Annotated in this window: 12 protein-coding genes; 9 read left to right on the top strand and 3 right to left on the bottom strand. The window is 40.5% G+C overall.

Annotated features, from left to right (window positions below; translation table 11 throughout):
* Positions 1-80: 80 nt before the first annotated feature.
* Positions 81-518, bottom strand: a complete 438-nt coding sequence (locus C727_RS0112105) for an FKBP-type peptidyl-prolyl cis-trans isomerase (protein WP_017445913.1) — start codon at positions 516-518, stop codon at positions 81-83.
* Positions 519-800: 282 nt separating this feature from the next.
* On the opposite strand from C727_RS0112105, the gene C727_RS0112110 reads away from it, so the two are divergent.
* The 7 genes from C727_RS0112110 to C727_RS0112140 all read left to right on the top strand — a co-directional run bounded on the left by C727_RS0112110 (position 801) and on the right by C727_RS0112140 (position 8,670).
* A complete protein-coding gene (locus tag C727_RS0112110; RefSeq protein ID WP_017445914.1) occupies positions 801-2,180 on the top strand; it encodes a DUF1800 domain-containing protein in 1,380 nt (459 codons plus the stop codon).
* Between the two features lie 15 nt (positions 2,181-2,195).
* Positions 2,196-3,332 carry a DUF1501 domain-containing protein gene (locus tag C727_RS0112115; protein ID WP_017445915.1) on the top strand — a complete coding sequence of 379 codons (1,137 nt, stop codon included), beginning with the start codon at positions 2,196-2,198 and terminating at the stop codon, positions 3,330-3,332.
* A 95-nt stretch (positions 3,333-3,427) separates the two neighbouring features.
* Positions 3,428-5,056, top strand: coding sequence for a BCCT family transporter (locus tag C727_RS0112120; protein WP_026052698.1), 1,629 nt, complete (start codon positions 3,428-3,430; stop codon positions 5,054-5,056).
* Positions 5,057-5,059: 3 nt separating this feature from the next.
* Positions 5,060-6,925 (top strand): DUF294 nucleotidyltransferase-like domain-containing protein, encoded by a 1,866-nt coding sequence (locus C727_RS0112125; protein ID WP_017445917.1) that lies wholly within the window; start codon positions 5,060-5,062, stop codon positions 6,923-6,925.
* Positions 6,926-6,927: 2 nt separating this feature from the next.
* Positions 6,928-7,710: a 3'-5' exonuclease gene (locus C727_RS18505; RefSeq protein WP_017445918.1), complete on the top strand. Its 783-nt coding sequence runs from the start codon at positions 6,928-6,930 to the stop codon at positions 7,708-7,710.
* A 55-nt stretch (positions 7,711-7,765) separates the two neighbouring features.
* Positions 7,766-8,056 carry a hypothetical protein gene (locus tag C727_RS0112135; RefSeq protein WP_017445919.1) on the top strand — a complete coding sequence of 97 codons (291 nt, stop codon included), beginning with the start codon at positions 7,766-7,768 and terminating at the stop codon, positions 8,054-8,056.
* 44 nt (positions 8,057-8,100) lie between these two features.
* Complete coding sequence (locus C727_RS0112140) at positions 8,101-8,670, top strand: CBS domain-containing protein (protein WP_017445920.1); 570 nt, start codon at positions 8,101-8,103, stop codon at positions 8,668-8,670.
* 42 nt (positions 8,671-8,712) lie between these two features.
* Here C727_RS0112140 and C727_RS0112145 read toward each other — a convergent pair whose 3' ends face one another.
* Both C727_RS0112145 and C727_RS0112150 read right to left on the bottom strand, forming a co-directional pair.
* On the bottom strand, positions 8,713-10,068 hold the full coding sequence (locus C727_RS0112145) for a phospholipid carrier-dependent glycosyltransferase (RefSeq protein ID WP_017445921.1): 1,356 nt from the start codon (positions 10,066-10,068) through the stop codon (positions 8,713-8,715).
* A 60-nt stretch (positions 10,069-10,128) separates the two neighbouring features.
* Positions 10,129-11,244 carry a DUF3083 family protein gene (locus tag C727_RS0112150; protein WP_017445922.1) on the bottom strand — a complete coding sequence of 372 codons (1,116 nt, stop codon included), beginning with the start codon at positions 11,242-11,244 and terminating at the stop codon, positions 10,129-10,131.
* Positions 11,245-11,422: 178 nt separating this feature from the next.
* Here C727_RS0112150 and C727_RS0112155 point away from each other — a divergent pair, with 178 nt between their 5' ends.
* Together C727_RS0112155 and C727_RS19095 are read left to right on the top strand one after the other, a co-directional pair.
* Positions 11,423-12,118: an SDR family oxidoreductase gene (locus C727_RS0112155; RefSeq protein ID WP_017445923.1), complete on the top strand. Its 696-nt coding sequence runs from the start codon at positions 11,423-11,425 to the stop codon at positions 12,116-12,118.
* Positions 12,119-12,187: 69 nt separating this feature from the next.
* Positions 12,188-14,183: ATP-binding protein (locus tag C727_RS19095; RefSeq protein WP_155949236.1), on the top strand; the 1,996-nt coding region annotated here is incomplete at its 3' end.

Raw genomic sequence — 14,183 nt, forward strand, 5'->3', positions numbered from 1 at the left:
GAATGTAATAACTAAAATGTTATCCACTTTATTTTTAATTTTAATCATAGTGGGCCAAAATGATGAACTCCAGAAAAACATCAAATAATTTCTAACAAACGGACATCCATAATCATTACAGCGTTTGGACCTATCTTGCTGCCATTACCTTTTTTCCCCCACGCTAAATCTGCAGGTATTACAAACTCAAAACGGTCGCCTATCCCCATCTGCAACAAACCTTCGCGTAAGCCCTCAATCGCTTCAGCCATAGTGAATTCATCGGCCAAACCTGCTTTATACGTATCTGCGATACAACTGCCGTCGGTTAATAAAATCCGCTGATGAACTTTAACTGTGTCATATATAGTTGGTTTTAACACAGGCGCTTTGGCTTGATCGATCACTCTATACATTAAACCGGACGCCAGCACCTGAACCTCAGTCTTCTGCTGATACTTTTCAACAAAGGCTGCTGAATTTTTACGGTTTGCCCCTGTTGATCCTTTATTTATTTTTTTATTTTTACCTTTCGCCAAAATTACTCCTAACATAGGCGCTTGAATAAGAATGGAATGATAACAAAATGTGGAAGGATAAAAAAATGCGCAGGCGATCGGGTTGGCTACCTGCGCGAAAGCACACTGGGCGTGTGCATAACATGGAATGCATAATTAGTTACCTGAGACTGGCGTATTTGGATCAAATAAAAGTGCACTAAATCTCACACCACCTCAAATGTAATTTTTTTGTAATTTTTATCCCTCACTTGTAAAGATCTAGTTTAATATATCAAGGATTCGCTTAATGGAGCTTTTGATATGAAAATGCTATCCGCAGAAATTGCCACTAGTCGCTTCGCTTACGGGGCAAATCAAAAAGACTTATCAAATATCAGTCATGATCCCTTGCAATGGTTAGCAGAGCAACTCACACCGCTAACAATGCCGCATTCTTGGCACACACTAGACGCCATACAAGCTGAAGCCAACTATCGAATGGCAAAAAAGCAAGATTCAAAAGTAATGGCAGAACCCGTGATGATGAACATGATGGATGAGGGTCAAGCTAAAAATATGCGCCTGCCATCTCAAAAAGCTCGCAGGCAAGCATTTAAACTAGCAAAAGAAAGCCAAATTAGTGTAATCAAAGCAGCAGCAGAAAAAAACAATGGATTTCAGTATCGTTTGTTGGACTTTTTCAGCAACCATTTTAGTGTTTCTCAGACAAATCCCAAAATGCGTTTATTGGCCCCAACACTGGAAGCAGAAGCCATAGCACCCAATTTGTCAGCTAAATTTAGTGACATGTTAATGGCTGTCATTAAACATCCGGCGATGATCTATTATTTAAACAATGAGCAATCGGTGGGTGACCGCTCAGCGATTGCAAAAAAACGAAAAAACAAAGGCCTCAACGAAAACTTAGCGCGTGAAATTTTAGAGCTACATACGTTAGGGGTTAATTCAACTTATAGCCAGACCGATGTAAAAGAACTAGCCCGAGCTATTTCTGGATGGTCGGTCAACTTTAACCGTAATAATAAAGACTACGGGTTTGAATATAGAAAGTGGGCGCATGAACCCGGTAACAGAATCATTTTGGGGAATCGGTATCCGGCTGGTGAGATAGAACAAGGGGAACGAATCTTATTTGACCTAGCAAACCATTCAGATACTGCGGTCCATGTGTGTTTTAAATTAGCTCGTCATTTTATTGCCGACAATCCAGATTTACATCTGGTAACACAAATGGCAACCACTTGGATGAAAACGCAAGGTGAACTCAGATCCGTTATTTTAACTATGTTAAACCACCCGTCCGCTTGGGACGTCAAGGCAGTAAAGTATAAAACACCACGTCATTTTGTGATTTCTTCATTACGTGCGTCGCGCGCTCATTGGCTCGCATGGGCAGCACCTGGTGTATTAGAGCAAATGGGACAAGCGCCATTTAATGCGGGCTCACCGGCCGGTTATGCCGATATTGCTGACAGCTGGAATGGTGGTAAAGCTTTAGTCTCAAGAGTTGAGTGGTCGGGATTTATTGCAGCAAAAGTAAAACAGGAGCCTATGCCGTTGGCTGAAAATGCCTTAGGCACTCGCCTGAGTAAAACAACTCGCCAAGCAATTCAAAGGGCCGAATCACGCCAGCAGGCAATGAGCTTGTTGTTGATGAGTCCTGAATTTCAGTTTGTTTAAGCAGGAGCTAATACCATGTTAAAACGAGATTTTTTAAAAGGCCTGGCATCAGGCTTGTTATTTTTATCCACACCCGCTGCGCATGCAGCTACCCGTGCCCTGCCTGCTTCTCACAACAAAAATGTAGTTTGGATAATGTTACGCGGTGCTATGGATAGTTTACATGTCGTCGTACCTAAATTTGATAAACATCTGCAAAATCATAGAGCGGCTTTAATTAAACCTATTATAGATACATTAAATCCGCTTGATCGTGGTTTTGGGCTTCATCCAAGCCTAGAAACCTTATATGGATGGTATCAAGAAAAAAGCCTGTTGCCTGTCGTTGCAGTGGCCTCACCAAGCCGCAGCCGCTCGCATTTTTTTTCTCAGGATTTACTCGAGAGCGGCAATGATCAGGTCGACTATCAGAGTGGTTGGCTAGCACGTGCACTCGCACAAAAACAGATGCAGGGGTTGGCATTTGCACATGCCTTGCCGATTTCTATGCGCGGTAATCAAACAGTAAAAGCTTGGTACCCATCTAGTTTACCCTCTGTTGATGAGGATATTTATAGTCAATTAATGCATTTGTACGATCAGCATCCGCAACTACAAGCGCAACTTCAACGTGGATTAGAAATTAATCAAACGATGGGTGAAAAAAACAATTTAAAACGAGCACCTTTTAATCAATTATGCCGTATCTGTGGGGAAACCCTAGCTACGACCGATACCCAAGCTGCGATGTTGGAATTTGGTGGTTGGGACACCCATAATAATCAAATTCCAAGGTTAAATCGCCAGTTGCAACAATTAGACAAAGGACTGCAGCAGCTAAAGGTGTCACTTGCTACACAATGGCAAAATACACTTGTGATCATCGCAACAGAGTTTGGTCGTACCGTAAAGGTAAATGGGACTCAGGGCACAGATCATGGTACAGCCTCCGCGCTATTTTTGGCTGGTGGAGCAGTAAAAGGCGGTTCTGTTATGGGCGAGTGGCCGGGTTTAGCCGACCACCAGCTATATAAACAAAGAGACCTTATGCCAACATCCGACATTCGTAGCTGGATAGGTGCGGCATTGCAGCAACACTGGTCTTTAAATGATGCACAAATGGCCAATGTTTTTCCGGCAGTTAGTGTGCAAAAGCGCTCTCTTATCGGCTAATTTTGGATTTTTTTACCACTCCTGCGTATTATTAAAAGAGCACTTTAAGTGTTTGATTAAAAATAAACTTAAGTTTTAGTACGTGGGAGTACCTTATGTCTAATCCAAAGGATCCAATGATCCCGGACGGAAAAGTCAATAAAATTGATACAGACTACCAAGTTGGCCAAGATAATATACTCGTTAATGTCGGCCCCTTCGGGCTTGATATTCACAATAAAGTTTTTGCAATATCTGCCTCGCTGATCATTGTTTTTGTCGTTATTACCTTAGCGTTTCAAAACAGCGTTGCACCTATATTTAACGATTTGAGAGCTTGGTTAACAAACAGTTTAGATTGGTTTTTTATTCTAACTTCAAACTTCTTTTTACTCGTCTGTTTAGGTCTTATTTTGAGCCCTCTAGGCAAAGTGCGTATCGGCGGCACGCAAGCGACTCCGGATTACTCTCTGCCTGCCTGGTATTCCATGTTATTTGCCGCTGGCATGGGAATAGGGTTAATGTTTTTTGGTGTTTCTGAGCCTATGACTCATTTTACATCTTCGCTGGGTGGACCCACGTTAGAAAATGGTGTTCGCACCGATTGGGCTCCCCTCTCCGGAGCGCATGGCGATCCTGAAGAAGCCGCCCGCTTAGGAATGGCAACCACGATTTATCATTGGGGCCTACATGCTTGGGGCATATACGCAATTATGGCGCTTGGGCTAGCGATTTTTTCGTTTAATAAAGGTTTACCGCTTACCATACGTTCGGTGTTTTACCCAATCTTTGGTGACCGTGTCTGGGGTTGGACAGGCCATGTCATTGATATTTTGGCAGTACTTTCAACTTTATTTGGTTTAGCAACTTCACTCGGGTTAGGCGCATCACAAGCCTCAACCGGTCTGAATTTTTTATTTGACACGCCAACCGGTGATCTAACTGAAGTCATTATGGTGGTAATAATAACCATGGTTGCTTTAGTTTCTGTTGTGGCGGGTTTGGATGCTGGGGTGAAACGCCTCTCTGAAATCAATATGATGTTAGCCATTGCTTTATTAATGTTTGTTATTGCGGTCGGCCCTACGCTGATTGCGATAACGGGCATTTTTGATACTCTTGTGGCCTATTTTGAATACCTACCTTCACTCTCCGTGCCATTTGCCCGAGAAGATGTTAATTTTGCGGCTGGCTGGAGTGCCTTTTATTGGGCATGGTGGGTTAGCTGGTGCCCATTTGTAGGCATGTTCATTGCTCGTGTTTCACGCGGTCGAACCGTACGCGAGTTTTTAGTTTCGGTCATCATAATTCCAACCTTTGCTTGCATCGTTTGGATGTCTGTTTTTGGCGGTACTGCTATCCACCAATATCTGGTTGATGGTTATCAGGCCGTAGCCAATGCAGAGTTGCCACTGCAGCTATTTAATATGTTAGATGCCCTGCCATTAGCTAGCATCACCTCACTCGTGGCGATCGTTTTAGTCATCGTATTTTTTGTTACTTCATCCGACTCGGGTTCATTAGTGATTGATGTTATTTCAGCGGGCGGTAAAGTGGATACGCCAACACCTCAGCGCGTATTTTGGTGTACCTTTGAAGGTTTAATAGCAATTGCGTTGATTTTAGGGGGTGGTTTAGTGGCCCTACAAGCGATGGCCGTTAGTACTGGATTTCCGTTTACAATCGTTTTATTGTTGGCCACTGTATCCTTAATTAAAGGTTTGATGTCTGAGCCCAAAGGCTAACTTATGTCGTTACATGCTGAACAGCTAGAAATCTTAGCGTTTTTAAAAGAGTATTCACCGTATAACCAGCTCCCAGATAGCGCACTAGAGGAGGCTGTTCAGCAGCTTGATGTCGCTTATTATAAAGCAGGTAGCCAGATTTTAAGCTTAAGCGATAGGATCAGCGACTGGTATATTATTCGCAGTGGCTCGGTTGAGGTCTATCGCCGAAACGGCAACCTGTACAACCGCTTAACAAGCGGTGGCCATTTTGGTGAATTCAGCTTGCTGCACAACCGTCCGGTTCGCTTTCCGACAGTTGCGCTAGAAGACACACTGGTTTATCTGTTACCCGAAGCCCTGTTTAATCAATTTTTTGATGAATATGATGCCTTTTCTGACCGTGTAGAGGTAGAAGACGCCACCCGCTTACGCAACTCGGTGGCGCAACGTGAAGATGCCAACGAGCTAATGACTGCACCAATTGAAAGCTTAATTAGCCAAGCACCTTTGATACTAACAGCCAATACCAACTGCCATCAGACCGCAGTTGAAATGACCAATGCCAATGCTTCTGCAGCCCTAATTGCTGATGACGATGGACAAATTATTGGGATCGTTACTGATAAGGACCTACGCGACCGACTAATCACTCCAGCCTTGCCGTATCACACGCCAGTGAGTGAGATTATGAGCCCAGATATTCAACAAGTTGATCATCAGCAATTTGTTTTTGAAGCCATGTTACTTATGCTCAGGTACAATGTGCATCATTTACCTGTCACTAAAAAAGAAAAAACAATAGGTATAGTGTGTTTACCAGACATGATCCGTCACGAGTCACAAAATAGCTTATTTATTGTAAGTAGCATTTTTAAAGCCAATAATTTAGATGAATTAACAGCGTTAAAACCTGCAGTTAGGGCCTGTTTTGTTCGAATGGTACAGCAAGATGCAAATTCGCGTATGATTGGTGGCGCTATGGCCTTGCTCGGACGCAGTTTCAAACAGCGTTTGTTAGAGTTAGCCGAACAAAGATTGGGCCCAGCACCGATTAAATATTGTTTTTTAGCTTTAGGTTCAATGGCTCGTGAAGAGCAACTCATTGTAACAGATCAAGATAATGCATTGGTATTAAGTGACGAATATAATGCAAGTCAGCACGGTGAATATTTTGCACAGTTGGCTGACTTTGTCTGCGACGGATTAGATGCATGCGGTTACGTTTATTGCAAAGGCGGCATCATGGCCAGCAATAGTGAGTGGCGGCAACCACTACATGTATGGAAACAATATTTTAGCCGCTGGATTGACGAACCCAGTCCACAATCCTTATTAGATGCTTCGATATTTTTCGATCTTGAAGGCGTCCATGGTGAAACTCAATGGGCTCGTGACCTGAACCGGTTAATTAAATACAAAGCACAAAATAATCCACGTTTTATTGCCTGCATGGCACGCAACGCCTTACAGAGAACACCGCCACTGGGCTTTTTTAAAGATTTTGTAATGGAAACCGATGGCCGTCATACCAACTCTATTAACATGAAGAGCCGCGGCACTGCGCCATTAGCAGATCTCATTCGGGTGCATGCATTAGCCACTGGAATTAAAGCCAGAAATTCGTTTGAGCGACTCAATGATATTATGGAAACTGATGTTTTACCTCGTGGTCGTGGTGCCGATTTACGCGATGCACTTGAACTCATCAGCATGGTACGAATTCGCCATCAGGCGTTAGAGATTGAAAGTCAGAATGAGCCCGACAATAATATTGAACCGGAAAATTTATCTGATTTTGAACGTAAAAATTTACGAGATGCTTTTCAAATATTAAGCAATGCTCAAAAGTACTTAAAGTTCAAATATCAGCCTGGCCGAGTTAATTAGTTATGTATATAGATAAAAAATTGATTCAAACACCGCCAGAAAAATCGCCATTCACTGAGCGTGAAATAGATTGGCCGCAAAAATTCAATACATTGGCATCTAAGACTCAGCATCCCCAATTGAGGGCTTATTATGAATCTGGGTTGCCGAGTTTTGACGACTCGATTTTAGATTGCCCATTGCTTGCTGTTGATTTAGAAACAACCGGATTAGATGCTAAAAAACACGAAATTGTCAGTATTGGTCTGGTGCCTTTTACACTGCGAAGAATACAGTTAAGCCAAGCTAAACATTGGCTTGTCAAACCACAAAAAGACTTATCAGAAGCCTCAATTTTAATTCATAAAATCACTCATTCCGACATTCGAAAAGCAGATGACTTTAGCCTAATTGCTGAGCCGCTATTAGAGCTTATGCAAGGACGGATTATTGTTGCACACTGTGCCAGCATTGAACGCAATTTTTTAAAAGAAGCATTTAAATCTCGTTTTTTAGAAAAGTTGTACTTTCCGGTAATCGACACTATGGCAATACAAAAAAAGCTATCTGATCAAGTTAAAACCCCTTGGTACAAACGGTTAATTAGAAACAAAACGCCACAATACGATTTGTTTAGTTGTCGCCGACGCTATCACTTACCGGTATACCGCCTTCATCATGCGTTAACTGATGCGCTGTCTTGCGCCGAACTTTTTCAAGCTCAATACCACTACTCTTTTGATACTTTAAGTGGTATCCGTGAACTATGTCACCTCAGTGAAAATATTAACCCATCAAATAGTTGATTTTACTGCGATCGCCACCAATACTTAAAAATCGGATAAAACATTTAGGCGTGTTATGTTTAAACTTATTTATTCATTGATTTTGTATACGGCGCTGCTCGGGCATACTGCCAGTTCGGCGAGCCCTGCTATGCAAAAATCTTTAATAGATAATCAATCTCATAGCCTTCAAACGTTAGACGAGAACCAAGAACTAGATCCTTTTGACGGTATACTCAATAACCAAAATTTAAGTATAAACTTACAAAGCTTTAGTTTAAAAATAAAAAGCTATACAAGTGCACTTAATGCCGCGATAACCACTTTTTCACTCATTCGAGCCCCACCAAATCCGCCACTATTTTAAAGATTTAAATAAATAATTGTTTAATTTTATAAATAGGTGGATTTATGAAACTACTTACTATGTATGATATTCACGATGTGGAAAATTTAGTCATGCCTGAACAAAATGAGACGATTTCAGCGGACTCTCCAGCGTTAGACGTATTTACCGACTTTAAAAATTTACGCCCGTTGTCAGTTGACGCTAACATTAGTGCCGTCGAGGCGGAAGCGCTTATGTTAAAAACTCATGTTCGTATGAAAATTGTCCTCAGCGACACAAAAGAGTTTATCGGCATTGTTAGCTCAGACGACTTAAATGAACAAGAGTTGAGCAAGAAGGTCTTTCAAGGCCAAAACCGAAGTGATTTAACGGTTAAAGATTTTATGCAAGCAAAAGAAGATCTAAAAGCGCTCAATTATAACGATGTCAAAAATGCGACGGTTGGTGAGGTTTTGCACACCCTACAAAATAACGGTTGTCAGCATAGTTTGGTGATAGAACCCGAGAGTCACAAGATCCGCGGCATATTTTCAGCCAGTGATATCGCTAGAAAGATGCATGTTGCCGTTAACTTGCAGAACAACTCTAGCTTTTCATCTATCTATCAGGCGCTAATTAAACAAACCATGTAGAATGGCATAATACAAACGGGCTATCGAAAATACGAGCCCGTTTTATATCCAATGACTGAACCACATTCTTGCATAAAATCCTTCTTTACTAACGGGGATCCCTAGTTGAAACGGTAGCCAATAAATAAAAGCCCAACCTATCACTGCCAACAGGATAATGGCTATCATATATGCGGTTTTATTTTTACTCCTTAGGCAATGATTCAAAACAAAAGCAAAAATAATAAACGAAAAGCATGCTGCTGCTTGGTAATGATATAAAAAAGTACAGCGAGAAACCATTGACCAAGGCAACCAAGACGCAAAATACCCACCAGTTGCAAAAAGTAAAAAATGATTATTTGATGTGCTCAGTAATGCTGGTTTACTCACTGCAAGCCAAATTAAACGAGCAGTCACTGCAAGTACTGAAATAAAAGAAAACCAATATAAAAATGGATTACCAAACGAATGAATATTTTTAAAACAGGTTGTTTGCTTGCTCTGAGGATCTTTTATCTTTTCAAAATGATAACTGATAGGCCGATACATTAAAGGCCAGCTGTACCATTTTGAGCAATACGGGTGTGCGTCTGTGCTTACTCTGTCTTTATGATAACTAAAAAACTGCTGATGAGTTTCAATAAAATCATATTTTTGATTAAGTTTTAAATCAGGTATCCATACCAGAGTATAAACGACAGGAATAATGGTTACTAAGCCGATAAGGTAGATCCAAAATTTTTTATGTGCGATCGTTTTTAAACTCAGCTCAGTACTGTTAAAGCGGCCGTAATAAGTGCATAACAAGCTACTGATAACAATAACAATAAATACTGCGCCATTCCACTTAACGCTCACAACGGCCGCAAGTGAGAGCGCTAATGCAATTAAATAAAACCAGCAAGGCCGTTTAAGCAGTAAAATAAGCCATAACAATGACAGCACGCCCCAGAACAAAATATGTGCATTACTAAGTGCAAATCTTGAAGCCACGACTAAGCTGCCATCGATTGAAGTAAATGCAAATACCAAAAGTGTTAAGCTATGCTGGTTAAATAATAAATGAACAATTTTAGCTAACATCAGGCAGGTGAGTACACCTAACACTGCATTAATCCAGCGATAGCTCAACGGATTTAATTGCTCAAACTCGGTGTTAGCAAAATCAATCGATTCTGTGAATGGCATTGCATAATACAGTTTAATGGCTGCCATCATCACATATTTAGCTAACGGTGGATGGGAATGATAAAACGGCGTTTCTTGAATGTATAAATAAGAAAAACGGGCAAAATAAACTTCGTCAAAAGCAGGTTTTGGAATATCACCAAGTTGATAAAAACGTAAAAAACAAGCCAACAATGCAAAACAAACGTATAACGATTTAATGATTAGGCGACTATGTGTATGTAGCACTGCAGTGTCTTCCTTGCATGCCGACCGCTGTGCGCGGTCAGCTATCACAGTGATCTGAAACTATAAGTTTAAACCTATGTGTTGGTGAATTCTTACTGACAGATTTTCTGTTTTTGTTTGATATTCCATCTTATTGGCAAATGAACGCATTGCGTCATGTACTTGATTTAAAAACTTACCATATCCATAACTGGTTTGGTCATCTTTTGCCGCCACAAAAACAAACTGCACAGTATCGACAAGTTTACGCCGAGAATAATGACAGGTAAATCCGTACTCTGGTTTATTCTCGTTAAAGTCTATGGTTTGTAACTCACCATTTTCGGATATAACAGTATCTGTTTTACTGCGAACCACTGGCACTAAATCGTTAGCAATCATAATACCTTGATCAACTCCATTTGCTTTACTGCTGTTAATAAAAGCCTCTTTAATATAAGTGTAAAGCGCCTCGTAAGGTTTTTCAGCCGTTTTATCAATGGTGACCAGCGAGCGCATGCGCTTATTTAGATGCATGCTAACCACGGCATAAGTTTGCGAGTCAAGCTGGTTAGCATCTAAGTGCACATCATGCACGCTGAACCGATTGACAATTGATCTTAATTTGTGTGCTTGGGTGCCTTCAACACCTTTTTCTTTAGCGAACAAGTCATACGTTAAATGTTGATGATCACATAGACGCACAGTACCTGGGTCTAACTCAAGAGTTTGAATGAGCTCTTGCATAGCTGCATCCACTTTAGTGTGAAATTTAGCTGAGTTATGACGAATTTCTGAACCATTGGCTAAAAACAATAGTTTTAACTTACGTACACGTCGCTTGCCGTTAATATAAGATTTATGGCCAGAATGATATTTAGGACTATACAAGAAGACGATTTGTTGATCGGTTTGAGCAGTGATCTTCTCTGGGCTATATCGCACACGTATAAATTTGTCATTAGCGACAAACTGCCCTGAATCAATTTCATGTTTATCACAAATGTCGTGAAACACAGCGGCTAAGTGATGATAAAAATCGTTATACGGAAACTCCGTACCTGACTCTACCAAATCTGAAAAACGAGCCAATAAAGCATCGGTTAATTCGAACTTGGCTAAAATATACTGGTTTTCACGTGCGTTAGAAGGAATATAAACTTTATGTTGAGCGCTTCTATCTCTATTAATTGGCATTTTGCTACCTTAAAGATCATTTATTAGACAAAAGAATGTCATTTTTTATGCATTTTATTCTGCCACCATATATTTAAGACGAATGACAGAAAATCCTGTACTATTCATAGCATTGTTAACGCTTTAGTGCAAATGTTCAAAATTATTTTTATTGTTGTTAGTTTAACCGGAGAGAATAATGAAGGCTCATATTTTAATTTCTGGTGCATCATCTGGCATTGGACGTGCGATTGCAATTGAAGCATCTCGCAAAGGTTATAAGCTCAGTTTATGTGGTCGAGATAAAGTTAAGTTAGCTGAAACCTTGCTTCACCTTTCCCCGGATAGCCAAGTCTATACCGATACTTTTTGTTTATCAGAAACCAATAAAATTCATGCTTTTGTAAGCGAAGCAAGCAAAGTGAATGGTAATGTTAATATTTTAATTAATTGTGCCGGTTTAAATAGTGCTCGAGGTTTAGGCAACGAAGTAGAGTTAGCCGATTTGGACTGGATGATGAAAATAAACTGCTATGCGCCAATCGAATTTTGTAAAGCCGTATTACCGCCGATGCAAGCAATGAAAAGTGGCCGTATTATTAATGTACTTTCAACTGTTTGTCTGTACTCTAACCCTGGCATAGCGGCTTACACCGCATCTAAATCAGCACTAGATGCCTATATGAAAGTGATGCGCAAAGAACAGCGAACTCACAACATTCATTTTACCTCTGTTTATCCTGGTGGCGTAAACACTGATTTTAGAGCGGCTGAACGCCCTCAGTATTTATCTGCTGAGGCGGTCGCAAAACCTATAATTCAAACGCTAAAGACGAATGCGAGCGCACATTTACATGAGTTAGTAATTAGACCACAAGCAGAAGAAAATTATTAAGTTAGTGGCATTTTGCTGGTGGGCTTCTATATTAAATACCAGCATGCTTTCATTTTTGGAGAAACGCTTTTGCAGTTCTTAAAGCCCTCTACGAATATCGTAATTATAACTATAAGTTATTATTTAATCGCTTGTTATTGTTTATTTATAGCTCGTCAGCCAGATACGGTGGCCATGATTTGGTTGCCAAATGCTGTTGCAGGTTTTTTAATGACTCGGTTAACCGCCCAGGCAAGTATACTTGCCTCTATAGCGGTCGTGACGGCCAACTTTTGTGCGAATTTGACTTTCGGTTCTCCGTTGGGCGAAGCAATTTCATTTACCTTGCCAAACCTTGTGGCTGTTCTTTTGATACGTTTTTTGATCTCATACTACCGCTTAGACAAAAGCTCTCAATTGCCGCCCATAGAGATCCTTAAACTAACAGGTATCATTTGCCTGATACCTGCATTTATGGGGGCTTTAATTGGTTCAACCATTTTAACTTACCAAATGCAGTTGCCATTTATCGATATCTTAACACAATGGTTTATTGGTGATTTGGTTGGTAATCTATCTATTATCCCTGCATTATTGATATTTGCCCAATTTAGGCAAAACGTAAACTTTGGCAATTTACAAAAACGGTCTGTGTTGATTGTATTGAGCACGATAGCTATTAACTACTTGGTGTTAAATTTTTTTCCAACGCCCTATATATATGTAACGTTTGTCATCATGATTTTAGCGTTAACCCTATCACTGCCTTCGCTGATCGCTGTGTGTTTAAGCAACACACTACTCGTATGCCTACTGCCTATTATCCACATTAACCCCGAGATCCAAATCGCTACAAACGGGTTTTCGTTTTATTTTCCTCTTCTTTTAACAACAATCATCTCACTATTTTTTGCTTATGCACTTTACTCTTTGTCAGAAACTAAAAGAGAAGCCCTCATTGCGACTGAAACAAAAAGTCAATTTTTAGCGAATATGTCGCACGAAATTCGAACACCATTAAATGGCATTTATGGATCGTTACAGCTAATAAAAAACAATCCAACTAAATCTGCAAATCAACTTGTTGAATCCGCTCTAGTCTCGTGCCGATCTTTGCAAGTAATAGTAAATGATATTCTGGATTTTAGTAAGTTAGAAGCTGGTCAAGTAAAGCTTGAAAATATCGAGCTCTCAATTAGCGCATTAATCGATCATGTATGTAGTCAGCATGAGCAAGCGTGCAAACGTAAAGGACTTCAACTCGTTGTGAGGGTATCACCTAAAATGCATGACCTCTGGTTTGGCGACCCCTACCGTATATTGCAAATATTAAATAACTTGTTAAGCAACGCGATAAAGTTTACCAATAAAGGCACCATTACCATCGATTGCAGCAGCAAAAAGAGCTCGAATAAAAAAGGCGAAATACGAATAAAAGTTAAAGATACTGGAATCGGCATAGCTGATCATAAGATCCCCACTTTATTTAACAGATTTGAGCAAGCAGACTCATCAACAACAAGGCAATTTGGCGGAACGGGTCTGGGATTATCCATCGCCAGAAACTTAGCACAAATGATGAATGGTGACATTGTAGTAAGTACAAAAGAAGGCCGAGGCAGTGAGTTTATTATAAACCTAGTATTGCCTTATATTGAAGAAGCGCCCAACACGAATGCTGGTGAGTTGTTAGAACGACCGACACCATCAAACAGTCCCCCTAAAAGCCCTGATTTAAGCGGCATGACTATTTATGCTGCTGAAGATAATGAAATCAATCAACTTATACTAGCCAACATGCTTGAACCCACAAAGGCTGATTTAAAAATCTTTGAAAATGGCCGGTTGCTGGTAGACGCCGTGAATGAGACAATTTGTGATTTAATATTAATGGATATCCAAATGCCAGTCATGGATGGCGTTGAAGCCTTTACCCTAATTCGCCAAGCACAGCCAAACTTGCCAATTATAGCGATGACAGCTAATGCCACCGCCGAACAAAAAGCAGAATACGAAGCATTAGGATTTGACCGTATCGTACATAAACCAATAGACATAGATAGTTTATACGACTGCCTAACAAGCT

The sequence above is a fragment of the Gayadomonas joobiniege G7 genome, assembly GCF_000300815.1.
GTDB classification, from domain to species: Bacteria; Pseudomonadota; Gammaproteobacteria; order Enterobacterales; family Alteromonadaceae; genus Catenovulum; species Catenovulum joobiniege.

Bases quoted from the DNA above. Each gene is read 5' to 3' on its own strand.
- C727_RS0112110 (WP_017445914.1), top strand. From the start codon at position 801: ATGAAAATGCTATCCGCAGAAATTGCCACTAGTCGCTTCGCTTACGGG.
- C727_RS0112115 (WP_017445915.1), top strand. From the start codon at position 2,196: ATGTTAAAACGAGATTTTTTAAAAGGCCTGGCATCAGGCTTGTTATTT.
- C727_RS0112120 (WP_026052698.1), top strand. From the start codon at position 3,428: ATGTCTAATCCAAAGGATCCAATGATCCCGGACGGAAAAGTCAATAAA.
- C727_RS0112125 (WP_017445917.1), top strand. From the start codon at position 5,060: ATGTCGTTACATGCTGAACAGCTAGAAATCTTAGCGTTTTTAAAAGAG.
- C727_RS18505 (WP_017445918.1), top strand. From the start codon at position 6,928: ATGTATATAGATAAAAAATTGATTCAAACACCGCCAGAAAAATCGCCA.
- C727_RS0112135 (WP_017445919.1), top strand. From the start codon at position 7,766: ATGTTTAAACTTATTTATTCATTGATTTTGTATACGGCGCTGCTCGGG.
- C727_RS0112140 (WP_017445920.1), top strand. From the start codon at position 8,101: ATGAAACTACTTACTATGTATGATATTCACGATGTGGAAAATTTAGTC.
- C727_RS0112150 (WP_017445922.1), bottom strand. From the start codon at position 11,244: ATGCCAATTAATAGAGATAGAAGCGCTCAACATAAAGTTTATATTCCT.
- C727_RS0112155 (WP_017445923.1), top strand. From the start codon at position 11,423: ATGAAGGCTCATATTTTAATTTCTGGTGCATCATCTGGCATTGGACGT.